Below are 26661 nucleotides of genomic sequence, written 5' to 3'. Positions count from 1 at the left end.
CCGGATCCCCCGCCTATTCTGGACGTCGTGTTCCCGTCATCCCCGCGCCACGACGCCCTCTCGGCACTCACGCGCGGCCCATTCCGATTCCTGACCTCGGCGTGGCCGTGGCGCTCCTTGGCGTACCTGTCGATGAGCGGGGTGTCGGGTGGCGCGGTGTTGGCGATCCCGCTGCTGCTGATCTTCAAGCTCCGCGCGCCCGATCTGGTGGTGATCTCGGTCGCCGCGGTGCTGACCGTCATCTTCGTGCGGTTGGTCGGATTGCCGTTCGAGCTGTGGCGGCTGCGGCTGCTGGACCCGGAACTGGCCGCCCAGGTACCGATCCGCAGGCGGTTGGCGCCCCGGCAACTCGGCTACGTGGTCACCTCGATGATGGCGTTGTGGTGGATCGACGTCGGGGTGCTGGTCTTCTCGCTGGGGGCGCCCCTGCTCCTGCTCAGCGCGCCGCTGCAACCCGACGCGTCGACCTGGCTCGGGATCTGGTTGGCGGCCATGGGCGGCATGCTGCTGTTCGTGGCCGCTTACCCGATGACCGCGTGGATGGGCGCGCGGGCGGCGCTGGCGAGAGCACTCCTCTTCCCGCAGGACCGGGCGCTGGGCGAGATCATCCGCTCGCGGGCGCGGTTGGTCGACGCGTTCGAGGCCGAGCGGCGGCGCATCGAGCGCGACCTGCACGACGGGGCGCAGCAGCGACTGGTGATGCTGACCATCAAGTTGGGCCTGGCCCAGCTGGACGCGCCACCGGGGTCACCGCTGGCGACCGAACTGCACGACGCGCACGCCCTGGCGGTCGACGCGCTGGCCGAGCTCCGGGAGCTGATCCGCGGCATTCACCCGAAGGTGCTCACCGATCGGGGGTTGGCGGCCGCGATCCAGGACGTGGCGGGGCATTCGGAGGTGCCGGTGAAGGTCGACCTGCAGGTGACCGAACGCCTGCCCGCCACCATCGAGTCCGCGGCCTTCTACGCGGTGTCCGAGGCGCTCACGAACGTGGCCAGGCACAGCGGGGCGACCCGGTGCTCGGTGCGGGGCGAGGTGCGCGACGACCTGCTGCTGGTGGAGGTGGTCGACGACGGGGTCGGTGGCGCGGACATCGGTCGGGGGTCCGGGTTGCAGGGCCTGGCCGACCGGCTGGCCGTGGTCGAGGGCACACTGGTGGTGTCCAGTCCGGTCGGTGGACCGACCACGCTGCGAGTGGGGATACCGTGCGGGACCGGCAACTCCGAATAGCCGTCGCCGACGATGCCGTGCTGCTGCGCGAAGGGCTGGTCGGGCTGCTGGAACGCTTCGGGCACACGGTCGTCGCCTCGGTCGGCGACCCGGACGCGTTGCTGGCGGCGGTGGACGCGGACACACTGGACATCGTGGTGACCGACGTGCGGATGCCGCCGACGTTCACCGACGAGGGCATGCGGGCGGCGCTGGCCCTGCGGCGGGCCTGGCCCGACCTGCCGGTACTGGTGCTGAGCCAGTACGTCGAGCAGACCTCCGCCGCGGACCTGCTCGATTCCGGTGGGGGCGTGGGGATCGGCTACCTGCTCAAGGACCGGATCGGTGACATCGCGCAGTTCGTCGACGCCGTGGTCCGGGTGGCCGACGGGGGCACGGCGATCGACCCGGAGGTCGTGCGCTCGCTGGTTTCCCAGACGCAGCAACCGATCCACCGGTTGACCAGCCGCGAGCGGGAGGTGCTGGCGCTCATGGCCGAGGGTCGCTCCAACGCGTCCATCGCCACGACCCTGGTCATCACCGAGGCCGCCGTCGCCAAGCACATCGCGTCCATCCTCACCAAACTCGACCTCCCGCCCGCCACCGACGGAAACCGCCGAGTCCTCGCCGTCCTCGCCTACCTCCGCGACACCGACCCGCCCTAACACCAGCCCGCCTCATCACGGGGCGCGACACCCACACGAACCTGCCCACCACACCACTGTCGTCACGCCCCGGCACGCCCCGCCACCGCCACCGCCACCGCCACCGCGCATTGATACCCGCAGCCACAACGCCCATGCGCCTAATGGACCGCAGGCGCCGGATTCCCCGATCCGGGGCGCCTTGGTTTCAACCGGCGGGTGGAATGATCTTCGTAACCGAGAACACCAACGGACTCCTACACCAACACTCTCCCCAAAGGCACCGACCTGCCGGTCCACACTCAAGCCCACCTCGACTACGCCGCCCGACAATTCAGCAGTGTGGGGCTCGGCTCTAGGGGGTTTCGGCGGGGCGGGGGGTTGGGGGGTGGTGGAGGTCTTCCGGGGTGTCTCGGTAGGAGTTGGCTTGGAGGTTGTAGAGGTCGGCGTAGTGGGGGTTGGTGGTCATGAGGTGGTGGTGGGTTCCGGTTTGGGTGACGCGGCCCTGGTGCAGGATCACGATGAGGTCGGCGTGGCGGACGGAGGCCAGGCGGTGGGTGATGAGGATGACGGTGCGGCCTGTGTGGAGGGTGCGGAGGGAGTGGTAGACGGCGGCCTCGGCCCGGGCGTCCAGGGCGGCGGTGGGTTCGTCGCAGATGAGCACGGGGGCGTCGCGGTAGAGGGCCCTGGCGACGCTGAGGCGTTGCCACTGGCCGCCGGACAGGTCGTGGCCGTCGCGGAACCTGGTGGTGAGCAACGAGTCCCAGCCGTGGGACAGCGTGGCGACCACGGCGGCGGCGCCGGAATCGCGGGCGACCCGGTCGAGGTGGTGCTCGCCGGGGTCGACGCGGTCGGGGCGGCCCAGGGTCACCGCGTGCCGGGCGGTCAGCGGCCACCGGGTGGGGTCCTGCATCACCACGGCCACGTTGTCGGCGACGGACGCGGCGTCGACGGTGAGCAGGTCGACCCCGTCCCACCTGATCACCCCCGACGCCGGGGCGTAGAGACCGGCGAGCAGCTTGGCCAGCGTCGATTTACCCGACCCGTTCTCGCCCACGAGCGCGACGACCTGACCGCGCCGGATCGTCAGGTCGACGTCTGTGAGCGCGTCCTTGGTCGCGCCCGGATAGCGGAACGACACTCCTCGCACGTCGATGACCTCTGGCGCTACCGGCGCCTGCCTGCCGATCGGCTTCCTGGTCCTCTTGTCCACGAGCGCCAAGAATCCTTGGAGATCGCTGATGTAGAGCGACTTCTCGAACAGTCGGTTCGCGGCGAGCACCACCTGTGTCAGTGACGAGCGCACAGTACGGATCGCCAGCAGAGCCGCCCCGGCAACGGCGAGTGGTGTGGCGCCGATGTAGAGCAGCCACCCGAGTGTCAGGTAGGCGAAGGCGATGCCCGCGCCGGAGAGCGCCCGCCCGACCAGGCTGACCCGGGTTTGCCTGGCCCCCAGGGCGATCTGCGCGTCCTCCATGACCCGCGAGTGCCGGTCGTGCTCGGCGAGCAGGAACGCCTGGGCGCCGAAGACCCGCACCTCGGCGGCGGACTCCTTGGCGGCCAGTTGGTCCGTGGTCAGCGACCGCCTGCGCCCGGTCTCGATGGTGGTCGCGACGAACTCGTACTCCAGTCGGGCGTTGCGCAGCGTCGACCAGGTCTCCGGCACGACGGACAGCAGCAGGACCGGCAGGAGCAGCGGGTGCAGCAGCGCGGCCGTCGCGGCGGTGGCGGCCAGCGAGATGAGCCCGCCGACCACCACGATGGCCTGCTGGGTGGCCGACTCCACGGCGTCCATGCCCGCGTACCGGGACCGTTCGAGGTCGTCGTGGAAGGCGGGTTCGTCGAACGCGACCAGGTCGACCCGCGATAACGCCTCGGCCAGGTCGCGCTCCACCCGGTGCCGGACCTTGGGGCTCAACCGCATGGTCGCCCCCGACACCACCGTGTCCGCGATCCCGCGCACCGCGAAGGCGGCCGCCAGCACCGCCAAAGCCGGACCGGCGTCCGCTAACCGCTCCGGTGTCGGTCCGGCGACGAACAGCGAGGCCAGCACGGTGGTGACGGCGAGCAGACCGAGGGCCGTCACGAGCCCGGACACCACCTGGGCGAGGAACCCGAGGAGCACCGCGACCCGGTCGGCACGCCACGCCACCCCGGCCACCAACCCCAACGCTCTCGGCAGTGCCTTTACCAGCCGCGCCAGGCTGGCTCCGATCACCTGGTCGGCGTGCCCGAACCACACCGGCGCGGACAGTTCCGCCAGCGGTGCCGCCGGTGTCGACCTCGTGCGTGCCATCGGTTCTCCCCCTTCGTGGCTTCCGGGTACGAGGATCCGGGCGAACACCGACAATCCCGCGCGGTCGTGATCTCCCCGGTGGCTCGGGCGATGGGGTGGACCTGCGGATCTCACCCCATCCGGTGAAGTCGCCGGTGGGGTTGGTGTCCACCCGGGTACGCCCGCGGATCGTTGGAGTTGTTCGCAATTGTCGGCGGATCCCACTAGGCTCGGTGGTGGGACACAGAAGCGCGGTCGGGGGCCGGTGTCGCGACTGGGGCCGTTGTCGCGACGGGCGCGGTTGTCGGCTGCTCGCGCACAGGTCCACGACCGGGTCGACTCGGCTGACGGCAACAGGGGTGAAACCGATGCAGGACAACGGCGACGAGTTCTACGTCGACGTGGCGCTTCCCGGGCTCGAGGGGTTCGGGGAGGTCGAGATCCGGTGTGGTCTGCTGCGCAAGATGGGCTTGAGATCGCTGGTGTTGGCCGCGCCGGAGTCGGTGCAGCGGTACGTCGACCACGCCGATGTGGTCCTGGCGTGCGAGGACGTCTACTCGACCGAGGTGACGGCGGCGGTGTTGGAGCCGTACCGGGGGCGGCTGGCCAACTGGGTCACGTTGAACGACAAGGTCTGGCACATGCAGTTGGGGGTGTCGGACCGGTTGGGCATCTCGTTCCCCGGTAGGCGCGGGCAGCTCAACTGCCGGATCAAACCGCTGCTGCGCGAGGTGTTGTCGGAGGTCATGCCGACCGGGTTCGTCGTGCTCGACCGCGACGAGCTGTCCCGGGAGCGGGTGGCGGAGTTGGGTGAGCGGTTGGGCTACCCGTTCATCGTCAAGCCCATCTGGGGCAGCGGCGGGTCCTACGTGGAGATCATCGACGGCCCCGAGCAGGGGTACGACCTGATCAGCACCGTCTTCACCGAACTGGCCGAGGACAACGGCATCCACACCTTCCGCACCGACGACGGCCGAGAGTGGGACCCGCGCAGGCAGTTGCTGGTGGAGCAGTTCGTCACCGGTCGCGAGCTGTCGCTGGAGGCGTTCGTCCAGCACGGCAGGCTGACCAGCATGCTCACCCAGGAGAAGTACTTCTGGGACTCCGACGGCGCCTACCGGTTCGAGACGGCGAACCTGTGCCCGACGCCGTTCCTCAGCGAGTCCGAGCACGCGGTCATCCACGCCGCGATGCAGGAGGCGGTGACGGCGCTCGGCGTGGACGACACCTTCGTCCACATCGAGTTCAAGTGGGACGGCAGCGCGGTGCACATGATCGAGCTGAACCCGCGCCTCGGCGGCGGTGCCGTGCCGCAGACGCTGGACAACTGGTTCGGCGTCGACACCCGGCAGATGCGGTTCCAGCTGCTGGTGGGCGAGGCCCTGCCGGAGAAGTTCGAGGGCCGCGACGGGTTCACCCTCGGGGTGTTCGTCAACGCGCACGAGTCGGGCACCTTCCGCGAACTGGAGGGCCTGTCCTGGGTGCACGCCCAGCCGGAGTTCAGCTTCGAGCAGAAGTACCTGCGGGAGGGCCAGCACATCCCGCCGCGCGACGGTTCCAAGGCGAACCGGGTGAACTGGCTCTACTGCTACGACGCCTTCTACGACTGCCACGACGTCGACCAGATCGAGCGGCTCTACGCCGAGACCCGCAAACGGGTCCAGCTGAGGTTCGCCGAGTCGCACTAGAAGATCTCGCCGACCCTGGCCCACTCCCGTTCCCCCACGACGAACGCCGCCCCGTCGTCGGTCAGCCACGAATTGCCCCGGGGTACGACGGCGCCTGCGAGCCGGGCACTGTCCGCGGTGGTCAAGGGGCGCAGGGTGCTGCGCAGGTCCGGGAGGAAGAAGGTGATCAGCGAGACGCGATCGCGGGCCAGCGACGCGTTGTGCACCCGGTGCACGCACGCGCGGTAATAGCCACGGCTCCATAGCTCCAACAGTTCACCTGTGAAGACAACGCAGCACCCGTCCGGTGGCACTACCGGTATCCACTCCCCTGAGCTCGTACGCGCCTCCAGCCCGGGGGTGTCCTGCACGCTGACTGTCACCATCCCGCTGTCGGTGTGCGCGGCCAGCCGGGCTCCGTCCGCGTACCCGGACGGGTTGGCGTAGTAGATGACCCGAGCGAAGGACGACAACTCGGTCCCGAACGGCGCGTCCGGCCGCCCCAGCACGGCGGGTTGGTCCAGGGTGGCCGCCAACGCGCCGACCACCGCCGCGCCGATCCTGGCCTGGTGCGCCGAGTACGCCTCGATGGCGGCGCGGAAGCCGGGCAGCAGGGCCTCGGCGGGCCACTGGTTGCCGCCGTACATCCGGTAGTACGGCGGTGGATCGGCGACGGCGGGCGGGATGTCCTCCTTGCCGAACTCGAAGGACTCCTTCAGGTCCGCCGCGCCGTTGGTGCTCTCCTCGCCGACGCCCACGTAGCCGCGGTAGGCGGGGGACAAGGAGATCGACAGGGCCCGCTTGTCGGCTGGCGGCAGCGCGAAGAACCGGCGGGAGATGTCGAACGGGTGGGACGCGGTACCGGGGCCGCCGTCCAGGTAGAACAGCCCGATGTCCCGGGTCGCCGTGTGGACCACATCCACCGTCCACGGGTCCCTGGCCACCACGTCGTCGAGGGATACGGTGGGAATCACGCTGCCTCCCCGGTCAACGCCGAAACGAGGGCAGTTTACCGACGTCCGAGGCGGGCTCCGAGAACATCAACCCGGTCGGACTACCAGGCAGATCTCGTCCTCGGTGCGGAACTCGCCCACCTCGGTGAAGCCGTACTCGGTGAAGAACCGGCGCAGCACGCCGGTCTCGCGGCGTTCGATGTCCTGGCGCTTGGCCATCGCGGTGCGGGAGCCGCTGAAGACCAGCAGGTCGGCCGGGGTGCGGGCGAGGACATCGAGGGCCTTGGGCGAGCGGCGGGCGACCACCGGCAGCACCTTGAGCACCAGGGCGACGTCGAGCCGGGCGGGCAGCCCCTGCTCGACCAGCGCGGGCCAGTCCTCGGCCAGGTCCCAGCGCACCGGGTGGATCCGCTGGTCGACGCGGGCGTGCGCGGACACCGCGCGGATGGCCTCGGGGTCGGTGTCGACAGCCCACAGGTGGCTCACCGGAGGGTCGTCGAGCGGGAACACCAACGGCAAGACACCGCAGCCGACGTCAATGATGCTGTTAGGGCTACCGATGTGGTCGAACAGTTGGCTGAAGAAGCTGTCTATGGTGCCTAGGCGCTCGGCTGTGGACACGTGCCCGGCGACCACTGCCTGGATGGCCTCGGCGGAGTGCTCCTCGACCAGCCTGTCGACGGCCGCGGTCGCGGAGGACTCGGCGGGCCGGTAGCGGCGCAGGTGGTGGTAGATCTCCTTCTTGGCCGCGGTCGCGGCGTCCCGGTAGACGCGCAACCGCTTGACCTTGTCCACCGATTCGGCGTCGCACACCGCGCTGACCAGGGCGCGGTTGCGGCCGAAGGACTCGACCACCATGTCCACCGCGTCGTCGTGCTCGATGCGGTAGCGCCGGACTATGTCGCCTGCCAGGTCAGCGGCCAGCGAGCGCATCAGGTCGATGGCTCAGCCCACCAGTTCCCGCCACGAGCGCTCCAGGGCGCTGTTCGGGAACCACCTGCCGTGCACCTCCAGGATCTCCGCCAGGTACGCGTCCAGGGTGTCCGCGTCGAGCCGGGCGTTGATCTCCTCCATGGTGGCGCAGATCGTCCACAGGTTGTGCAAGAACAGGTCCTCGCCCTCGGGGAACGAGGTGGGGTCCTCGGCGCAGGCAGGGCAAGCGCAGCGGTACTCCCCCGCCTTCAGCGGTCCGGGGTCACGGATGGCGCCGTAGGGGGTCATGTACCAGCCGTCGCGGGCGAAGTGGCCGTAAGAGGCCGAGTCGAAGATGTTGACCCCGCAGGCCACTAGGAACGGCAGCTCACACGGATCGCCCGCGCCATAGAGGTGCATGGGTACGTCCGGGCCGATGACCTCGCGTGCGTCTCTAGCGACGGCACCGACGAAGCCCATGTCGTGGTTGCGGTTGAAGAACGGCACCAGGCTGCCCAGCGCCAGGTAGCGCACTCCCATGTCACGCAGGGTGCGCACGCTGCGGTGGCGCAGGTCCATGTACCGACCGCCCTGGGTGACCCCCGCCAGGATGCCGCGCTCGACCAGCCCGAGCGCCTGCCGGATGCGCTTCTCGGTGGCGGTGAGCTTCGCCTCGGCGGTCGACCGGGAGTCACCTGGCGGGGTGACCAGGTCGAGCGGGGCGAGGATGTCGCTGCCGATGCGGTCCTGGAACCGGACGATGTCGCGGTTGTCCAGGTACAGCTTGCGGGTGAACCCCTGGAACGCGCCGGAGTCGGTGGTGACCAGCCCGTCGAACCCGAGGTAGTCGTGCAGGCCCTGCTGGAGGACCTGTTCCCGCAGGTCGCGCTGCTTGTAGAGGAAGTAGGAGTTGACGATGCAGCCGTCCACCCTGGGGCCGTCGACCCAGCTCTCCAGCAGGCCGTGCTGGCGGTGCGGCTGGTACACCGGGAGGAACAGGGGAAGCCGGTGTTTGCTCTCCCGATTGGTCACGAATACCCGCGAGGCCCGCATCGACCCAGTCTAACCAGCGTGAACACCCGTCACCGACGCAGGCGCGGCAGCCCTGGGTGAGCCGGGCCACTGACCCGACCGGAGTAGGCTGGCCCGGGGAACGCGGGCACCTGGCCTGTGGAACACGGAGAGGGTCGGACAAGCGTGACTGCGACGAAGCCGAAGGCGGTTGTGCTGCTCAGCGGCGGTCTGGACTCGGCGACGGTCCTGGCGATCGCCGCCGCGGACGGCTTCGAGACCTACGCGCTCAGCTTCCGGTACGGCCAACGGCACTCGGTAGAACTAGAGGCTGCCGGACGGGTCGCGACGGCGCTCGGGGCCAGCAAACACGTAGTGGCCGACATCGACCTGCGCGTGTTCGGCGGCTCCGCGCTGACCGACGACTCGATCGACGTCCCGCACCACGACAGCGTCGACGGGGTCACCCAGGACATCCCGATCACCTACGTCCCGGCGCGCAACACCATCTTCCTGTCCTTCGCGCTGGCCTGGGCCGAGACGCTGGGGTCGCAGGACATCTTCATCGGGGTGAACGCGCTCGACTACAGCGGGTACCCGGATTGCAGGCCGGAGTATATCGAGGCGTACCAGGCGATGGCCAACCTGGCGACGAAGGCGGGCGTCGAGGGCAGCCAGAACCTCACCATCCACATGCCGCTGGTAGCGCTGACGAAGGCGGAGACCATCCAGCGCGGGTTGGAGCTAGGGGTCGACTACGGCCTCACGCACAGCTGCTACGACCCGGTCGACGGTCGGGCCTGCGGCAGCTGCGACTCCTGCCTGCTGCGCGACCGCGGCTTCGCCGACCTCGGGCTGACCGACCCGGCGCTGGCCTGATGTACCTGGTCAAGGAGATCTTCTACACCCTGCAGGGCGAGGGGACGCACGCGGGCAGGCCGTCGGTGTTCTGCCGGTTCAGCCTCTGCAACCTGTGGACCGGCCGCGAGAAGGACCGGCACCGCGCCATCTGCACGTTCTGCGACACCGACTTCATCGGCACCGACGGCCCCGGGGGCGGCCGGTTCGCCACCGCGGCCGACCTCGCCGCCGCCATCTCCGCCGCGTGGGCGGGCGCCGCGCACCCGCGCAGCAAGCCGTACGTCGTCTGCACCGGCGGGGAACCGCTGCTGCAGCTGGACAAGGACGCCGTCGACGCGCTGCACGACGCGGGGTTCGAGGTCGCGGTCGAGACGAACGGGACCCGCCCCGCGCCGCCCGGGCTCGACTGGGTCTGCGTGTCGCCGAAGTCCACCGCCGAGGTCGTGCTGACCAGCGGCGACGACCTGAAGCTGGTCTACCCGCAGCCCGACGCGCGGCCGGAGCGGTTCGAGCACCTGGACTTCGCGCACTTCCTGCTCCAGCCGATGGACGGCCCGGACGTCGAGGCCAACACGCGCGCCACCGTCGAGTACTGCCTGCGCAACCCGCAGTGGCACCTGAGCCTGCAGACCCACAAGTACCTGGGAATAGCCTGATGGAGATCTTCCGCGAGTTCACCTTCGAGGCCGCGCACCGGCTCCCGAACGTCCCGGAGGGCCACAAGTGCGCGCGTCTGCACGGGCACTCCTACCGGGTGGAGGTAGCGGTATCCGGGCCAGTGGACCCGGTCGCGGGCTGGGTCATGGACTTCGGCGACCTGAAGGCCGCAGTGCGACCGGTGATCGCGGAACTCGACCACTACTACCTCAACGATGTCGCCGGTCTGGAGAACCCGACCAGTGAGGTGCTCGCGGAGTGGCTGTGGGAGCGGCTTCGGGCAACGTTGCCATTGTCGGCCATCACGGTGCGGGAGACGTGCACCTCGGGCTGCACGTACCGTGGTGAATCGCACTGATGGGCGTTGTCCGCCGGCGGTAGCCTGACTCATGAAGGTCGTGGTGCCCGGCGGGACCGGGAATGTCGGGGGATTCCTGAGTCGCGCGCTGGCCGCGGCCGGACACGACGTCGTCGTGCTGAGTCGGCGGGCGGTCGACGTCGGCGGTGGTGTGCGGTCGGTTCGCTGGGACGGGCGCACGCTGGGGGCGTGGGCCGGTGAGATCGATGGCTGCGACGCGGTGATCAACCTCGCCGGGCGCAGCGTCAGTTGCCGGTACACCTCGGAGAACCTGCGGGAGATGATGTCGTCCCGGGTGGACTCGGCGCGGGTCGTCGGCTCCGCGATCGCGACGGCCGCGGCGCCACCCCGGGTCTGGTTGCAGATGAGCACGGCGACGATCTACGCCCATCGCAACGATGCACCCAACGACGAAGCGACGGGCATCATCGGCGGGTCGGAGCCCGACGTGCCGGGGTACTGGGCGTTCAGCGTCGAGATCGCACGGCAGTGGGAGCTGGCGCAGCAGGAAGCATCCGCGCCGGAAACGCGCAAAGTCGCGCTGCGGACCGCGATGGTGATGAGCCCGGACCGGGGCAGCGTCTTCGACGTGCTCTCGTGGATGGCGCGACTCGGCCTCGGCGGACCGGTGGGAGGGGGACGGCAGTACGTGTCGTGGATCCACGGGCACGACTTCCTGCGGGCGGTGGAGTTCTTGCTCGCCACGGAGGTTGTCGGCGCGGTCAATGTCGCGGCACCGGAACCGCTGCCGCAACGCGAGTTCATGCGGGTGTTGCGCCGGGCTTGGGGGATGCCACTCGGGCTGCCCGCGACGAAGTGGATGGCCGAGGTCGGGGCGTTCGCGATGCGGTCGGACACCGAACTGCTGCTGAAGAGCCGCCGGGTGGTTCCGGGGCGGCTGCTGGAGGCGGGATTCACGTTCGACCACGCGCGGTGGCGGGACGCGGCTGAGGATCTGGTGCGTGCTCGGCGTGCCTCGGCCTGATACCGGTTTCTTGAGCGACGTTCATGCCGGCTGAGCCACAGGATCCCAGGAACCGCCGACAGAAGCGAGTGGGTGGGGAGTGGGCTGTGGACAACGTGGGAGTTGGGGATGGGTCAGCGCTGGGTGAGGGTCAGGTCGGCGATCTGGAGTTGTTGGATCTGGCTGGTGCCCTCGATGATCTCCTGGATCTTGGCGTCGCGGAGGTGTCGTTGGACGGGATAGGCGGGGCCCACGCCGTTGGCGCCGTGGAGTTGGACGGCGGTGGTGGCGGTGGTGTACGCGGATTGGGACGCGAAGTACTTGGCTATCAGGGTTTGGCGGATGGCGTCCCGGTGGGCGGCGGCGCGCATGGTGCCTGCCTGGTGGCACAGCAGGCGCGCGGCTTCCACTGAGGTGATCATGTCGGTGAGGGATTGGCGGACCAGTTGGTGCTCCGCGAGGGGGACGCCGAACTGGGTGCGGGTTCGGGTGTAGTCGAGGGTGGCGTCCAAGCAGGCTTGGGCCAGACCGACCGAGCCGTAGGCGGTGCTGTAACGGCCGTAGTCCAATGAGGACGTTGCCACCAGGTCGAAGGTCAGCCGACCGTGGCTGAGCAGGCTCGACTCGGGGACCACGACCGAGTCCAGCACGACCTCGCCCAACTCCGACGCCCGGAGCCCCAGCAGGCCGGTGATGGGCGAGACGACCAAACCCGGCGTGTCCCGCTCGACCACGAACGCGGCCGGGTCGTCGTCCAGGCGGGCGAACAGCAGGAAGACACCGGCGCGTTGGGCGAAGCTGAGCCACTTCTTGTGGCCGGTGATCTCGAACCCGCCCGGCACCCGGCGCGCCGTGGTCGTGCCGTTGCGGGCGTCGCTGCCGACATCGGGTTCGGTGAGGGCGAACGCGCCGATGGTGGTGCCGGTGCCGATGGCCGGGACCCAGCGGTCGGCCAGTTCCTTGCTGCCCCAACGGAGAATGGCGTGCGCGACCATGCCCTGCACCGCGACCAGGTTGCGGACCGACCCGCAGCCGCGCCCCAACTCCTCGCTCAACAACCCGTACGTCACCACGTCCATCCCCGTGCCACCCGCCTCCGAGGGCAAGGTGGGCACCAGCAGGCGCGCGGCGGCGAGGTCCTTGATGACCGCGTCGTCGAGGCGTTCGGCGTGGTCCCAGGCGCCCGCGTGCGGGATGAGGCGCTCGTCGGTGAAGTGGGCGAAGGCGGTCTGGGCGTCGCGCTGGTCAGCGGTGAGACCGTGCAGCACCTGGGTCCCCAATCCGGTCGGTGACGGAGGTGGGCCAACCGGCGGGGTCTGTGCCGTGTTGGCAGAGGAACGCGTACGCGAGCCGCTCCAGGCCGAACCCGACGCACCCGCTGGCCACGCCCGCGCCGTCGGGACCGGTGATGCCGAAGGACTCGCCGAAGAAGTGGCCGTGCAGGTTGAACGAGCCGACGGCGATCGTGCGGTCCGCCGCGACCGGGACGCGCAGCTCGAACTTGAGCTCCATCATCCGCTGCGACAGGATCTTGCCAGCGGTGTCGGCGTTGCCGAAGAAGTGGTCGTTGGCGACCTCGCAGTGCCCCGCGAGCCCCAACTCCTCCAGCAGCGCGTACGCCCCGGCCATCACCGCGTCGCGGCACTCGGTCGCGAACGACTCGCCGCCGAGGAACACGATCTCGCGGATGGTGAAGTCCCACAGGCGTTCCATGCTGGTGTGGTACCGGGACTCGTGGCGGAAGGACTTGCCGCGCGCGGTCACCACCATCTCCTCGGCCAACTGGCGGCCGGTGTACTGGTGGTAGGTGTGGTAGCACATCGTCGGCGGCAGGCAGTAGTCCTTGTCGCCGCACTGGTCGAACAGGTCGTCCGGCAGCCGCCCCGCGGCGCGGTAGCGGTCGACGAACCCGGTGTAGACGTCGATGTCGCTGTGCAGCCTGGTGACGAACATCGCGAACTGCGGGAACGACCCGAAGTACCCGAACCGGTCCAACACGCTGGTGGGCAACAACGTCGGGTACCGGAACTCCCGCGACCGGGGCAGCTCCAGCGCGATCGACCGCAGCCGCGCGTCCAGGTGGTCCACAAGGGACAGCAACGGCTCGCCGAACCCGACCTGCCCCTCCCCCGCGACGAACGCCGCGTCGGTGGCCAGCAGCAGCGGGAACGGGTCGGTGAACGACTCGACCGACACCGGCGACCGCCACACCTGCCGCGGCGGCAACGCGCGCTGCGTCAACACCTCGGCCGCGATGACTTTCCCGATTTTCGCCGTGATGGCCGATTCCGCCACTTCGCCGGAAAGGACCAGGTCGACCGCGGTGATGACGCCACCCTCGGCCACCAGGTCGAACTCGGCTATCGCGCTGGAGACGAAGAACAGCCGTTTCGCCAGTTCTGGCGCCAACCCGTCGGGAACCGGTTCGGGCAGCGCCACCCGCAGCGCGCGCATCACACCGCGGCGAGTTTGCGGGCGACCAGCTCGTCGACCCGGTCGACGCTGCGGAAGTGGTCGAACTGCAGGTCGTCGCCGGTCACCTGGACGCCGAACTCCTGCTCCACGAACACCACCAACTGCATCACGAACATCGACCGCACCAGGCCGCGCTCGAAGATGTCGTCGCCGTCGGCCAGTTCGGTCTCGGCGATGTTGTCCAGGACGAACTCCCGGATCCTGGCCTTGCTGTCCGCGCCCATCTACCCCGCCTTTCCGGACGCGCCAGCGCCGGATCCGTAGTGGAAGAAGCCCTGCCCGCTCTTACGGCCGTGCAGCCCCGCGTCGACCATGCTGGTCAGCAGCGGGCACGGTCGGTACTTGCTGTCCTTGAACTCGTCGTGCAGCACCTCGATGGAGAGCAGGACGGTGTCCAGGCCGATCAGGTCGGCGGTCTCCAGCGGCCCCATGGTGTGCCCGAAGCACTCGACGAAGAGCCGGTCAATGTCCGCGGCGGTGCCCACGCGCTCGTGCAGCAGGAACACCGCCTCGTTGACCGTCAGCATCATCACCCGGTTGGTGACGAACCCGGGCGAGTCGTTGACCACCACGCTCTTCTTGCCCAGCGCGGTGATGAACTCCCGCATCCGCCCCAGGGTGTCCTCCGACGTGCGACGACCCCGGATGACCTCGACGGTCGGCTTGAGCGGCACCGGGTTCATGAAGTGGGTGCCCACCACGTCCTCGGGGCGCCCGGTCAGCCCGCCGAGCCGGGTGATCGGGATGGCCGAGGTGTTGACCCCGATCGGGGTGCCGGGGGCGAGCAGCTCGCCGAGCCGCCGGTAGATCGGCGCCTTGACCTCGAAGCGCTCGGTGGCGTTCTCCACCACCAGGTCGGCGCCCGCGAGGTCGGCGAGGTCGGTGCTGAACACCGTGCCGTCGACGACCTCGGCGGCGGTGATGGCCGACCCCGGCGCCAGCAACGCGTAGAGCCGGACGTCGTCGGCGATCGTGCGTCGTACGCTGTCCAGGACACTGGTCTCGCGGTCGATGAGCACGACCGAGAACCCGGCCTGGCGCAGGGCGATCGTGACGCCCCGGCCCATGACCCCAGCCCCGACCACGCCCACGGTATGAACGCTGGCCACTGCCGATTCAACCCCCTCGCCGAACCACCCGTCGACCGGGTGGGAAATCGTGTGAGTTCGACACCGGTTGCCACGCACGGGAAGACGGCACGGCGACCCCGCCCGGATACCCGGTCGGGTAGTGCCGGAATTGACGGTGGGATCCACTGTGGACGATCCGTCGCGCGCTGAACCAACGGGCCCGATCGGCGGCCCTCGACCGACACTACCCCAACAGGCACTGATGCGGCAGGGGGTCGGTTCCGTTCCACTCGCGAGGGAGTAGAACTCCTGGCGCCGCTGGGTATAGTCGAATGCGAGGTGGTTCTCGCCACCGGAGTGCCGCTGTGTGGTGGGGGTGCTGCCGCGCCTTCGCCCCGCTGTCGGACCAGCAATCGCAGTCGGGCCAGTCGTCGTTATCGGACCAGTTGTCGGACCAGAAGTCGGAGCGCAAGACCTTGTCGGGGCGCGAGTCGCGCCGCGATCGGGCAGGCGTCGACACTCGCTCGTTGGGGGCTCGTAGATGGATGACCGCGCCGCTGTGCCGGTGATCACGGTGCACGGACTCGTGGAGCGGCTGCTCACCGGGCGTCCGGCTGGACCGGTCGCGGTGGTGCAGGGCAACCGCCAAGTGAGTTACCCCGAACTCGACCGGATGGCGCAACAGGTGTCGTCCTGGTTGCTGCGGACGGGTGTCGGTCCGGGTTCCCTGGTGGCACTGCACCTGCGGCGCGGCCCGGAGCTGTTCGCGGCGATGTTGGGCGTGCTCAAGACCGGTGCCTGCTACGTGCCGATGGACGTCGAGGACCCGGTCGAGCGGTTGCGGGCGATCGCCGAGGACGCCGACATCGCGGTGCTGGTGACCGATGGCGCGCGGCCCGCCCCGTTCCCGGCCACCACCTTGGTGCTGGACGACACGTGGCAGGAACAGGACAACCTCGAACCAGACGAGCGGGCACCGGTCCAGGTGGACCCTGACTCCCCGGCGTACGCGGTCTTCACCTCGGGCTCCACCGGGCGCCCCAAGGGTGTCCCGATGACGCACCGGTCGCTGGTCAACCTGCTGTGGTGGCACGAACGCACGCGACCGGGGGCGAACCAGTCCCGCACCGCGCAGGTGTGCGCGGTGAGCTTCGACTTCTCCTTCCACGAGGTGTTCGCCACGCTGTGCTTCGGCGGCACGCTGGTCGTCGCGGACGAACAGACCAGCAGGGACCCGTTCGCGCTGGCGGAGTTCCTTGAGCGGCAAGGGATCGAGCGGCTGTTCGCGCCGGTCACCACCCTCACCCAGCTGGCCGACGCCGCCGCGGGTCGACCGGGGCCACTGGCCATCCGGGACGTGGTCACGACCGGCGAGCGGCTGCGCGTGACCCCGGCGCTGCGCGAGTTCTTCGGCCGCACCACCGGCGGGAGGCTGCACAACCACTACGGCGCCACGGAGTTCCAGGACGCGACCACGCACACCCTCGACGGCGACCCGGCGGCCTGGCCCGCGACGGTCCCGATCGGAAGGCCCATCACCGGTGTCGAGGTGCACGTGCTCGACGAGGACCTGCGGCCGGTGCGGGAGGGCGAGCTCTACATAGGTGGCGTCGGCGTCGCGTCCGGGTACCTCAACCGGCCGGTGGAGACGACGCAGCGTTTCCTGGACAACCCGTTCGGGCCGGGCAGGCTCTACCGCACGGGTGACCTGGCCCGGATCCTGCCCGACGGAACGGTGGACCACCTGGGGCGGGCCGATGACCAGGTCAAGATCCACGGCGCGCGGGTCGAGCCGGGCGAGGTCGAGGCGGTCCTGGAGTCGGACCCGCGGGTCCGGGAGGCGGTGGTGCTGGCCCAGGAGGTCGCGGGCGTGCGCAGGCTGGTCGCGCACGTGGTGACCACGGGCGAGTACGACGAGACCCTCCCGCGCCACCTGCACCGCTTGGTGTCCGCGCGGCTGCCCCGGTACATGGTCCCCGAGGCGTACGAGCAGTTGGCGGCGATGCCGAGGACGGCGAGCGGCAAGACCGACCGCCGCGCGCTGATCCCGCCGGAGGAGTTCGAGCGGCTCGCCGACGACCCGGTCGTGGCCGCCCGCACCCCCACCGAGCGGCTGCTCAGCGCGGCGTGGCGCGAGGTGCTGGGGCTCGCCGAGGTCAGCACGACCGACAACTTCTTCGACATCGGCGGCACGTCGCTGCACCTGGTGGCGCTGCGGCAGGCGGTGACCGAGCGCACCGGCGTGCCGTTCCCCCTCGTCGACCTGTTCGGCAATCCCACGATCAGGGCACTCGCCGCCCACCTGGACCGGGACGCGCCCGCGCCCACCGCGCGCAGGCGGGCCCGGCACGCGCACGGTGACATCGCGATCATCGGCATGGCGGGCCGGTTCCCCGGCGCGGGCGATGTCGAGGCGTTCTGGCGGGACCTGGTGGCGGGCGTCGAGTCGATCACCGGGTTCGACGACCTCGGCCAGGTCGACCCTGCGCTCCGGGACAACCCCGACCACGTGCGGGCCGCGGCGGTGCTGCCCGATGTCGACCGGTTCGACGCGGCGTTCTTCGACATCAACGCGAAGGAGGCGGCGGCGACCGACCCGCAGCACCGGATCTTCCTGGAGTGCGCGTGGGAGGCGTTCGAGGACGCGGGCTACCGGCCGGGTCCGGACCACGGCGCGGTCGGCGTGTTCGCCGGGTCGAGCCTGAGCACGTACCTGGTGAACAACATCACCCCCGGCGCGAGCGGCCCGTTCGTCGAGGCGGACCTGGCGCAGTTCCAGGCGAAGCTGGGCAACGACCGCAACTACCTGCCCACCAGGGTGTCCTACAAGCTCGACCTGCGCGGGCCGAGCGTGGCGGTGCAGACGGCGTGCTCGACGTCGCTGGTGGCGGTGCACCTGGCGTGCCAGAGCCTGCGGTCGGGCGAGAGCGACATGGCGTTGGCCGGGGGCGTGTCGGTGATCGTCCCGCAGCACGGCGGGTACCTCTACGAGGAGGGCATGGTCCGCTCGCGCGACGGGCACTGCCGGGCTTTCGACGCGCGCGCCGACGGGACGCTGTTCGGCAACGGCTGTGGTGTGGTGCTGCTCAAGCCGCTTGACGCCGCGCTGGCCGATGGCGACAGGGTGATCGCGGTCGTCAAGGGGTCGGCGGTGAACAACGACGGTTCGGCCAAGGTGGGGTTCACCGCGCCGAGCGTGCAGCGCCAGGCGGAGGTCGTGGCGGACGCGCTGGCCGACGCGGGGGTTCCGGCCGGGAGTGTCGGGTACGTCGAGGCGCACGGCACCGGGACCGCGATCGGCGATCCCATCGAGGTGGCGGCGTTGAACACGGCGTTCCAGGTCGACGGCCCGTTGCCCGAGGGCAGTTGCGTGCTCGGGTCGGTGAAGTCCAACATCGGGCACCTGGACGAGGCCGCGGGGATCGCCGGGCTGGTCAAGGCGGCGCTGGCGGTCGAGCGCGGCACGGTGCCGCCGACGGTGCACTTCACCGCACCCAACCCGGAGATCGACTTCGGCGCGGGCCCGTTCTTCGTCTCCGCCGAGGCGACGCCGTGGCCGGAGTGGTCCGGTGTGCGGCGGGCCGGGGTCAGCTCGTTCGGCATGGGTGGGACCAACTGCCACGTCGTGCTGGAGCAGGCGCCGGACCGCCCAGACGCGCCCGGCACGCCTGGTCCGCACCTGCTCGCGGTGAGCGCTCGGACACCGGAAGCGTTGCGGGAGCTGGTTTCCCGGTACGGTGATCACCTGGCCGGGCACGACCTGCCGTTGTCCGACGTGTGTGCGACGGCCGCGACCGGGCGGCAGGTGTTCGGGCACCGGTTCGCCGCCGTGGTGGGTACCCGGGACGATGCCCGTCGAGCACTTGAGTCCTTTGTGGAGGAGCGGCGGCGGTCGAAGGTCGCGTTCCTGTTCAGCGGGCAGGGCTCGCAGTACCCGGGGATGGGCCAGGCGCTCTACGAGGAGCAGCCGGTGTTCCGGGAGGCGTTCGACGAGTGCGCCGTACTGCTGTCCGGGATGTTCGACCTGCACGAGGTGCTCGCCGACGACCGGGTCAACGAGACCGCGCACGCCCAGCCCGCGCTGTTCGCCGTCGAGTACGCGGTGGCGAAGCTGTTGCTGTCGCTGGGAGTCCGGCCGGATGTGCTCATCGGACACAGCGTGGGCGAGTTCGTCGCCGCGCACCTGGCCGGGGTGTTCTCCCTGATGCACGCCGTGATCCTGGTCGCGCACCGGGGCAGGCTCATGCAGGAGCTCGACGCGCCGGGCCGGATGGTGTCGGTGGCCGCCGATGAGGCGACGGTCGCGGAGTTGCTCGCCCAGCACGACGGCGTGTCGATCGCGGCGGTGAACGGGCCTGCCGCGACGGTGATCTCCGGTGCCTCCTCCGAGGTCGAGGCGATCCGCGCCGAGCTGGACCGGCAGGGTGTGCGGACCAAGGAACTGGTGGTGTCGCACGCTTTCCACTCACCGTTGATGCAGCCGATGCTGGAGCGGTTCGCCGAGATCGCCGCTGGCGTCACCTATCACGAGCCGACGATCCCGGTTGTCGCCACGGCCAAGGGCGACATCGCGACGCCGCAGTACTGGGTCGACCACGTGCTGAACACCGTCCGGTTCGGCGACGGCGTGCGCACGCTCGTCGAGTCCGGTGTGGACGTCTTCGTCGAGGTCTCCCCCAAGCCGACGCTGCTGTCCCACGTGGACGCTGATGCGTTGCTCGTGCCCACACTGCGACCAGAGCGGGAACGCGAGCAGCTGTTGCGCGGCGCGCGTGACCTGTTCGCCGCAGGCATCGATATCGACCCCGCTGGCCTGTTCCAGAGCGAGCACCGGAAGGTGGCCCTGCCGACCTACCCGTGGCAGCGGGAACGGCACTGGATCGACCCGCCCGTCCCGCAGGCACCCCCGGTCGAGGGCAAGCCGCTCATCGGGCAACGGCTGGACATCGCCGACAGCGACGACATCCGGTTCCAGGCGACCCTCGGACCGCGGGCGCTGTCCTGGCTGGGTGACCACCGGGTGTTCCAGTCGATCGTCATGCCCGGCGTGGCGTTCCTGGAGACCGGCCTGGCCGCCCACCACGAGGCGTTCGGCGGCGAGGGCGCGGTCGTGCGCGACTTCTTCGTGCACCGCGCGATGCCCTTCGCCGACGAGAACACTGCCCGCCAGGTCCAGATCGCCCTGATACCGGAGGGCGACGAACACCGCCTGCGCGTCCACTCGAGGGCGCCCGGTGATCCACAGTGGACCCTGCACGCCTCGGGCATCACCGCGGCCCCAGCGGCCCCGCTCGACGTCGAACCGTTGGCCCAGGTGCGGTCCCGGTTCACCGCCGAGATCCCGGTCGAGGAGATCTACCAGGGCGAACGGGAACGGGAGATCGACCTCGGCGCGTTGTTCTGGGCGACCAAGAGGCTGTGGCGGGACGGCACCAGCTGCCTGTCCGAGATCGCGCTGCCCACCGCCCTGCGCGGCGAGACCGAGCACCGCGTGCACCCGGTGCTGCTGGAGGCGTGCTTCCTCGCGTTGACGGTCACCTACCCGGAGAAGTACGGCAGGCGCACCTACGTGCCCGTCGGCGTCGAGCGGCTCACCCTGCACGGAAAGGTCGGCGCGCACGCCTGGTGCCACGCGCGGTTGCGCCCGAGCGACAGCGAGACCCCGGAGACCCTGCACGGCGACGTCGACCTGTTCGACGCCGACGGCACGCTGGTGCTGACCATGCGCGGCGTCCTGCTCAAGCTGGCCACCCGGCGGGCGATGCTGGGCGCCGAGGTGTGGCGGGACTGGCTGTACGCGACGGAGTGGGTCGCCGCGCCCGCCTGTCCCCCGTCGGGCGAGCGGCCGCTGGTGATCACCGGCGGCGAGTTCGCCGACCTGGGCGACACGGGTGAGCTGACCCCGGGTCGGACCGTTGTCGTCTGCCTGCCCGCCGAGTCGACCGGCACGGACCCGGCGGACCTCGTCGCCCCGGTGCTGCGGCTGGTCCGCGAGGTGGGCGATGTCGGCTCCAAGCTCGTCCTGGTGACCCGGGGCGCGCAGCCAGCCGGGACCCGCGCGGTCACCAGCCCCGCCCAGGCCGCGCTGTGGGGGCTCGGTCGGGTGATCGCCCTGGAGCACCCCGACCTGGACCTCACCCTGGTCGACCTCGACCCGGACGGCCCCACCGCGGTGTTGGCAGGCGAGCTGTCGAGCGAGGAGAGCCAGGTCGCGTACCAGGGCAGCACCCGCTACGTGGCTCGCCTGTCGCGCGCGACCGCCCCCGCCACGGCGCCCGCCATCGGTCCCGAGGGGACGTACCTGATCACCGGCGGCCTCGGCGGCCTCGGTCTGGAGACCGCACGGCTGCTGCACCGCCTGGGCGCCCGGCGGCTCGCGCTGGTCGGGCGCTCGGCTCCCGGCCCGGACGCGGAGAAGGTCATCGGCGAACTCCGGGATGCCGGGGTCGAGGTGCGCACCGCCCAGGTGGATGTCACCGATCCGGTGGCGCTGGAGGCATTCCTCGCCGAACTCGACACCCTCCGTGGCGTCTTCCACCTGGCGGGCGTCCTCGATGACGGGGTGCTGGTCCAGCAGACCCCGGAGCGGTTCCGCACCGTGCTGGGGCCCAAGGCGGCCGCGGCCTGGCACCTGCACCGGCTGACCGAGGGCCTCGACCACTTCGTGCTGTTCTCCTCGATCAGCTCCGCGCTCGGGTCCCCCGGCCAGGGGAACTACGCCACCGCAAACGCTTTCCTCGATGGGCTCGCCGAGTACCGGCGCGGTCTGGGGCTGCCCGCGCTAGCAGTGCAGTGGGGCTCTTGGGCGGACACGGGCATGAGCGCGCGGTTGGGTCTGAACGACAAGCTGAACTCCCTGGGCGAAGGTGTCATCCCGACTGAGGACGGGCTGTCTGCGCTGACGGCGCTGCTCGGCACTAACGGCGTGCGGGCAGTCCTACCGATCGACTGGCCGAGGTTCCTCAACCACCAGATCAGCGTGCCGCCGGTGCTCGCTCGGTTCCAGCAGAAGACGGCCAAGCCCGCGGATCGCTCGTTCCGGCAAGAGCTGGATGCGGCGCCGGAGGACAAGCGCCGTGACCTGCTCGCCGCCGAGGTACGCGAACAGGTCGTGCGCAGCATCGGGACCGATAGCGGACTAGGACCTGACGTGGGGTTCTTCTCGCTAGGGCTGGACTCGTTGAGTTCGATCGAACTGCGTAACCGGCTCCAGGCAGCGGTGAGTGAGCCGCTCGGGCAGACGGTCGTCTTCGACTACCCGACGCTGTCCGGCCTCACGGACCACTTGGTCACGGTGCTGGGGCTGGATGAACCGCAGCACGACACCGAGGACGTGGCGCGGCTGCTGGCGGCCAAGCTCGGTCTGACCGGAGGCGGCTCGTGAGCAGCCCCGACTACGACGCGCTGCTGCGCAAGGCACTGGCCAGGATCGAGCACCTGGAGGCCGAGCTGGACCTGGCCAGGGTGCTCGCCCCGGAGCCGGTCGCCGTGGTGGGCATCGGCTGCCGGTTCCCCGGCGCCGACGGGCCGGACGAGTTCTGGCGGCTGCTGGTCGAGGGCCGGGACGCGATCACCGAGGTGCCGCCGGACCGGTGGGACGTCGACGCCTACCACGACCCCGACCCGGACCGCCCCGGTCGGATGACCACCCGGTACGGCGGGTTCGTGCCCGACCCGGCCGGGTTCGACACCGCCGCGTTCGGCATCTCGGCGCGAGAGGCGGCGGGCATCGACCCGCAGCAGCGGATGCTGCTAGAGGTCACCTGGCAGGCATTCGAGCACGCCGGGATGCCGGTAAGAGAGCTGCCCGGTCGAACGGGGGTCTATGTCGGCATCAGCAATGTCGACTACCGGGAGGCGATGGTCCTCCACGGCGAGGACAGCATCGACGGGTACTTCAGCTCAGGTAGCACCACCAGCACCGCCAGCGGTCGCCTCTCGTACTTCCTGGGTCTTACCGGGCCGTCGTTGTCGGTGGACACGGCGTGCTCGTCGTCGTCGGTCGCGCTACACCTCGCGGCACGCGATCTGCGGACGGGCGCGTGCGACGTAGCGGTGGCGGGTGGGGTCAACCAGATCCTTACCCCACACGAGACCATAAGCCTGTCCAAGGCCCGGATGATGGCCCCGGACGGCCGGTGTAAGCCGTTCTCAGCGGCAGCTAACGGCTATGTGCGCGCCGAGGGCTGCGGCATGGTCGTGCTTAAGAGGCTGTCCGACGCGCAGCGCGACGGCGACGACATCCTGGCCGTAGTGCTGGGCAGCGCCACGAACCAGGACGGCAGGCGCAGCGGGTTGACCGTGCCGCACGGACCGTCGCAGCAGGCCGTGATCCGGGAGGCGCTGCGCGACGCGGGCCTCTCGCCCACGGAGGTCGGCTACGTCGAGACCCACGGCACCGGCACAGCGCTGGGTGACCCGATCGAGGCGGCGGCGCTCGGCGCGGTGTTCGGCGAGCGGGACCGGCCGCTGGTGCTGGGCGCGGTGAAGTCGAACCTGGGGCACCTGGAGTCGGCGGCGGGGATCGCGGGCGTGATCAAGGCGGTGCTCTCGGTGCGGCACGGCGTCATCCCGGGCACCCTGCACTTCGACGAGCCCAGCCCGTACGTGGACTGGTCGCTGCCGCTGCGGGTGCCGACCACGACCGAGCGGTGGCCGGAGGGCCGTCGGGTCGCCGGGATCAGCTCGTTCGGGTTCAGCGGCTCCAACTGCCACATCGTGCTGGCCGATCCGGTCGACCCGCGACCGGAGAAGCACGGGCCGATCGGCGATCGGCTGGCGAGCGTCGTAACGGTTTCCGCCGCATCCGAGTCCGCGCTGCGTGCGGCCCAGCGGCGACTGGCGGAGTTCGCGGCGGGTGGCGCGGGTGGGGCCAACATCCACAACGTCAGCTACACCGCCGCTACCGCGCGCAGTCACTTCGAGCACCGGGCGGCGGTTGTGGCGTCCACACTGGACGAACTGGCCGAGCGGGCGAGCGCCGCCAAGACCGGGTACGTCCCCGCTGGTCACCGGGCGCCGAACGTGGCGTTCCTGTTCACCGGGCAGGGCGCGCAGTACCCGAAGATGGGCGCTTCACCGCTGTGGAGCAACCGGGTCTTCGCCTTGGCTGTCAGCGAATGCGAGGAGCTGCTCGCGGGTCAGCTGGATCCTCCACTGAACTCGCTGCTGGCGAGTGAACCCGACGAGGAGACGCTGGCGCGCACGGAGTACGCGCAGGTGGTGTTGTTCGTCTACGAGTACGCCATGGCCAGGGTGTGGCAGTCGTGCGGCGTCACGCCGGTCGCGCTGCTGGGCCACAGCGTCGGCGAACTGGCGGCCGCCTGCCTGGCGGGGGTGTTCTCGCTTGAGGACGCGCTCCGGGTAGTCGTGGCACGCGGTCGGTTGATGCAGGCGCTGCCCGACGGCGGGGTCATGGTGTCGCTGCGGGGCGATCGAGCGCTGGTCGAGCAGGTCGTCGCTCGGCATCCCCTGGTGGGTGTGGCAGCGGTGAACGGGCCCGAAGAGATCGTCATCTCCGGTGACAGCGCTCAGGTGAACCTGGCTACTGACGAGCTGGCCGCGCAGGGTGTGACCGGTCGCGAGCTCAAGGTCTCGCACGCGTTCCACTCGCCGCTCATGCACTCGATCGTCGACGAGTTCACCGAGGTGCTGCGCGGAATCCCGCTCACCGGGCCGACCATCCCCATCGTGTCCACTGTGACCGGTCGGCTGGTCGGCGACGAGATGACCGACCCAGCGTACTGGGTGCGGCAAGCGCTGGAACCGGTGTTGTTCGCCGATGGTGTGCGGGCGTTGGACGAGCTGGGCGCGCGGGTGTTCATCGAGGTCGGCCCGCAGCCGGTGCTCTCGGCGCTCGGCAGGGCACTGCTCCCGGGCGACGACTACGCGTGGCTGCCCAGCGCGCGCCGCAACAGTGAGTTCGACGAGCACGCCAAGGGCCTCGCCGAGCTGTACGTGCGCGGGTACCCGATCGACTGGGCGGGTTACGAGAAGCCGTACCTCCCGCACCGCCAGCGGGTTGCACTGCCGAGCTACCCGTTCCAGCGCGAGCGGCACTGGTTCGCCCCGGAGTCCACATCAGACGACCAGTGGCTGCACCAGGTGATGTGGGAGCCGACCAGTCCACAGGCCCCTGTGGATACTGTGGACACCGTCCGCTTCGAACCCGAGCCCAGCCACGGCGACCCGGTCGCGCACACCCACCGGCTGGCGGCCGAACTCCTGGCCCTGGTCAAGGACATCACCGCCCGGCCGAAGCCCCCGCGGTTGCGGGTCATCACCCGCAACGCCCACGCGCTGACGCCCGGCGAGACAACCGATCCCGCGCACACCGCGCTCTGGGGCCTGATCCACACCATCGCCGCCGAGCACCCCGAGGTGCGCCTCACCGCTGTCGACACCGACGACATAGACCTGCCCACGAACGCCCCGTTCACGGTCATCCGTCGGGGAATCCACCACTGGCCAAAACTCGGCGCGGCAGCGACGCCGGACAAAGTCGACCTGGGGCGGGACGGCACGTACCTGGTCACCGGCGGCCTCGGTGCACTGGGACTACGCACAGCCAGTGAACTGGCCAAGGGCGGCGCGGGCACCATCGTCCTCACCAGCCGCCGCGAGCCGTCCGCCGACCAGCGCGCGAGAATCGCCGAGATCGAGCGGTTCGCCACCGTCCGGATTCACCAAGCAGACATCAGCGACGCGGCCGCCGTGGCGGCCCTGCTACAAGAACACGGTCCGCTGCGCGGCATCGTGCACGCGGCCGGGGTGCTCGACGACGCGATCCTGGCCCAGCAGAGCGCGCAGCGCTTCGACGCCGTGCTGGCCCCCAAGGTCGACGGTGCCTGGCACCTGCACCAGCAGGCGACCGGCCTGGACTTCTTCGTCGCGTTCTCCTCGGTGTCGGCGTTCATCCCGACCTTCGCCTCTGGGGCGTACGCGGCCGCGAACGCCTTCCTGGACGGTCTGATGGCGCACCGCCGAGCCGCCGGGCTTCCCGGCGCCGCCATCCAGTGGGGTCCGTGGTCCGGCATCGGCATGGCCGCCACCGAGTCGCACGAGAAATCGGGACTGCGCATGCTCTCCCCGGACCGGGGCGCCCGACTGGCGATCGCCCTCGCGGGCGGGGAGAACGTCGCGGTGCTGAACGCGGACTGGGCCAAGCTCAGCACGACGACCGGCGCCGCCCCCGGCTTCTTCGGCGTCGAGCCGGACGAGCCGCAGACCGGCCCCTCGCTGCGGACCGAGATCGACGCGGCCAAGGACAAGGTGGCGTTCCTCGGCGAGCAGGTGGAACTGATCCTGCGGGATGTCCTCGGCGAACGGTCGGAACTCGGCAGGCACCAGGGCTTCTTCAGCATGGGCATGGACTCGCTGATGGCCGTGGAGTTCCACGCCCGGCTGACCGCTGCTCTGGCCATCGCCATCCCGCCCACTGCCGTCTTCAAGTACGCGACGCTCGACGACCTCGTCCCCCACCTGGCCGACGAGATCGGCATCGGTCCACAAGAGACCATCGAAGAGGTGGACGACACGTCTGCCGCCGATCTCCTCGCCCGCATCACGCGCAGCGCCAACACCCACCTCGACGAGGACTGAGAGG

17 protein-coding genes are annotated in these 26661 nt (G+C 70.2%); 9 read left to right on the top strand and 8 right to left on the bottom strand.

Annotated elements, in window-relative coordinates:
* Nucleotides 1-27 precede the first annotated feature (27 nt).
* On the top strand, nt 28-1230 hold the full coding sequence (locus CLV68_RS09655) for a sensor histidine kinase (protein WP_246009739.1): 1203 nt from the start codon (nt 28-30) through the stop codon (nt 1228-1230).
* Nucleotides 1206-1874: a response regulator gene (locus CLV68_RS09650; RefSeq protein WP_121390032.1), complete on the top strand. Its 669-nt coding sequence runs from the start codon at nt 1206-1208 to the stop codon at nt 1872-1874. The genes CLV68_RS09655 and CLV68_RS09650 overlap by 25 nt, the downstream gene beginning before the upstream one ends.
* A 334-nt stretch (nt 1875-2208) precedes the next feature.
* On the opposite strand, the gene CLV68_RS09645 is transcribed toward CLV68_RS09650, so the two are convergent.
* Entirely contained in the window at nt 2209-4149 is a 1941-nt protein-coding gene (locus CLV68_RS09645) for an ABC transporter ATP-binding protein (protein WP_121390031.1), read from the bottom strand.
* Nucleotides 4150-4496: 347 nt separating this feature from the next.
* On the opposite strand from CLV68_RS09645, the gene CLV68_RS09640 reads away from it, so the two are divergent.
* Entirely contained in the window at nt 4497-5816 is a 1320-nt protein-coding gene (locus CLV68_RS09640; protein ID WP_121390030.1) for an ATP-grasp domain-containing protein, read from the top strand.
* Here CLV68_RS09640 and CLV68_RS09635 read toward each other — a convergent pair.
* The 3 genes from CLV68_RS09635 to CLV68_RS09625 all read right to left on the bottom strand — a co-directional run bounded on the left by CLV68_RS09635 (nt 5813) and on the right by CLV68_RS09625 (nt 8713).
* Nucleotides 5813-6769 (bottom strand): 2-oxoglutarate and iron-dependent oxygenase domain-containing protein, encoded by a 957-nt coding sequence (locus CLV68_RS09635; RefSeq protein WP_121390029.1) that lies wholly within the window; start codon nt 6767-6769, stop codon nt 5813-5815. The two genes, CLV68_RS09640 and CLV68_RS09635, sit on opposite strands and share 4 nt — an antisense overlap.
* 66 nt (nt 6770-6835) lie before the next feature.
* Entirely contained in the window at nt 6836-7681 is an 846-nt protein-coding gene (locus CLV68_RS09630; RefSeq protein WP_121390028.1) for a class I SAM-dependent methyltransferase, read from the bottom strand.
* Nucleotides 7682-7693: 12 nt separating this feature from the next.
* The gene (locus CLV68_RS09625; RefSeq protein ID WP_121390027.1) at nt 7694-8713 is read right to left on the bottom strand and encodes a tRNA-guanine transglycosylase; all 1020 of its coding nucleotides are present in this window, start codon (nt 8711-8713) and stop codon (nt 7694-7696) included.
* 144 nt (nt 8714-8857) lie between these two features.
* Between CLV68_RS09625 and queC the strand changes: the two genes are divergently transcribed.
* The 4 genes from queC to CLV68_RS09605 are packed head-to-tail and all read left to right on the top strand — an operon-like array spanning nt 8858 to nt 11532.
* Entirely contained in the window at nt 8858-9550 is a 693-nt protein-coding gene (gene queC, locus CLV68_RS09620; RefSeq protein WP_121390026.1) for a 7-cyano-7-deazaguanine synthase QueC, read from the top strand.
* The gene (gene queE, locus CLV68_RS09615; RefSeq protein WP_246009738.1) at nt 9550-10188 is read left to right on the top strand and encodes a 7-carboxy-7-deazaguanine synthase; all 639 of its coding nucleotides are present in this window, start codon (nt 9550-9552) and stop codon (nt 10186-10188) included. The genes queC and queE overlap by 1 nt, the downstream gene beginning before the upstream one ends.
* Nucleotides 10188-10547: a 6-carboxytetrahydropterin synthase QueD gene (queD, locus tag CLV68_RS09610; protein WP_121390025.1), complete on the top strand. Its 360-nt coding sequence runs from the start codon at nt 10188-10190 to the stop codon at nt 10545-10547. The genes queE and queD overlap by 1 nt, the downstream gene beginning before the upstream one ends.
* Nucleotides 10548-10578: 31 nt before the next feature.
* Entirely contained in the window at nt 10579-11532 is a 954-nt protein-coding gene (locus CLV68_RS09605; RefSeq protein ID WP_121390024.1) for an epimerase, read from the top strand.
* Nucleotides 11533-11645: 113 nt separating this feature from the next.
* On the opposite strand, the gene CLV68_RS09600 is transcribed toward CLV68_RS09605, so the two are convergent.
* Genes CLV68_RS09600 through CLV68_RS09585 form a run of 4 tightly spaced genes read right to left on the bottom strand, consistent with a single transcriptional unit; the run spans nt 11646 to nt 15077 of the window.
* Nucleotides 11646-12779, bottom strand: a complete 1134-nt coding sequence (locus CLV68_RS09600) for an acyl-CoA dehydrogenase family protein (protein WP_121390023.1) — start codon at nt 12777-12779, stop codon at nt 11646-11648.
* The gene (locus tag CLV68_RS09595; RefSeq protein WP_121390022.1) at nt 12757-13965 is read right to left on the bottom strand and encodes a class-II aminoacyl-tRNA synthetase family protein; all 1209 of its coding nucleotides are present in this window, start codon (nt 13963-13965) and stop codon (nt 12757-12759) included. The genes CLV68_RS09600 and CLV68_RS09595 overlap by 23 nt, the downstream gene beginning before the upstream one ends.
* Complete coding sequence (locus tag CLV68_RS09590; RefSeq protein WP_121390021.1) at nt 13965-14210, bottom strand: acyl carrier protein; 246 nt, start codon at nt 14208-14210, stop codon at nt 13965-13967. The genes CLV68_RS09595 and CLV68_RS09590 overlap by 1 nt, the downstream gene beginning before the upstream one ends.
* The gene (locus tag CLV68_RS09585; protein WP_281274645.1) at nt 14211-15077 is read right to left on the bottom strand and encodes a 3-hydroxyacyl-CoA dehydrogenase family protein; all 867 of its coding nucleotides are present in this window, start codon (nt 15075-15077) and stop codon (nt 14211-14213) included.
* Nucleotides 15078-15597: 520 nt separating this feature from the next.
* Here CLV68_RS09585 and CLV68_RS09580 point away from each other — a divergent pair.
* Both CLV68_RS09580 and CLV68_RS09575 read left to right on the top strand, forming a co-directional pair.
* Nucleotides 15598-22440 carry a polyketide synthase gene (locus CLV68_RS09580; RefSeq protein ID WP_121390020.1) on the top strand — a complete coding sequence of 2281 codons (6843 nt, stop codon included), beginning with the start codon at nt 15598-15600 and terminating at the stop codon, nt 22438-22440.
* A complete protein-coding gene (locus tag CLV68_RS09575) occupies nt 22437-26657 on the top strand; it encodes a type I polyketide synthase (protein ID WP_121390019.1) in 4221 nt (1406 codons plus the stop codon). The genes CLV68_RS09580 and CLV68_RS09575 overlap by 4 nt, the downstream gene beginning before the upstream one ends.
* The last annotated feature ends 4 nt before the right edge of the window (nt 26658-26661 follow it).

The organism is Actinokineospora cianjurensis, assembly GCF_003663795.1.
Lineage (GTDB): Bacteria > Actinomycetota > Actinomycetes > Mycobacteriales > Pseudonocardiaceae > Actinokineospora > Actinokineospora terrae.
Note: the sequence above shows the minus strand (reverse complement) of the source record. Positions and strands in the feature narration are given on the sequence as shown.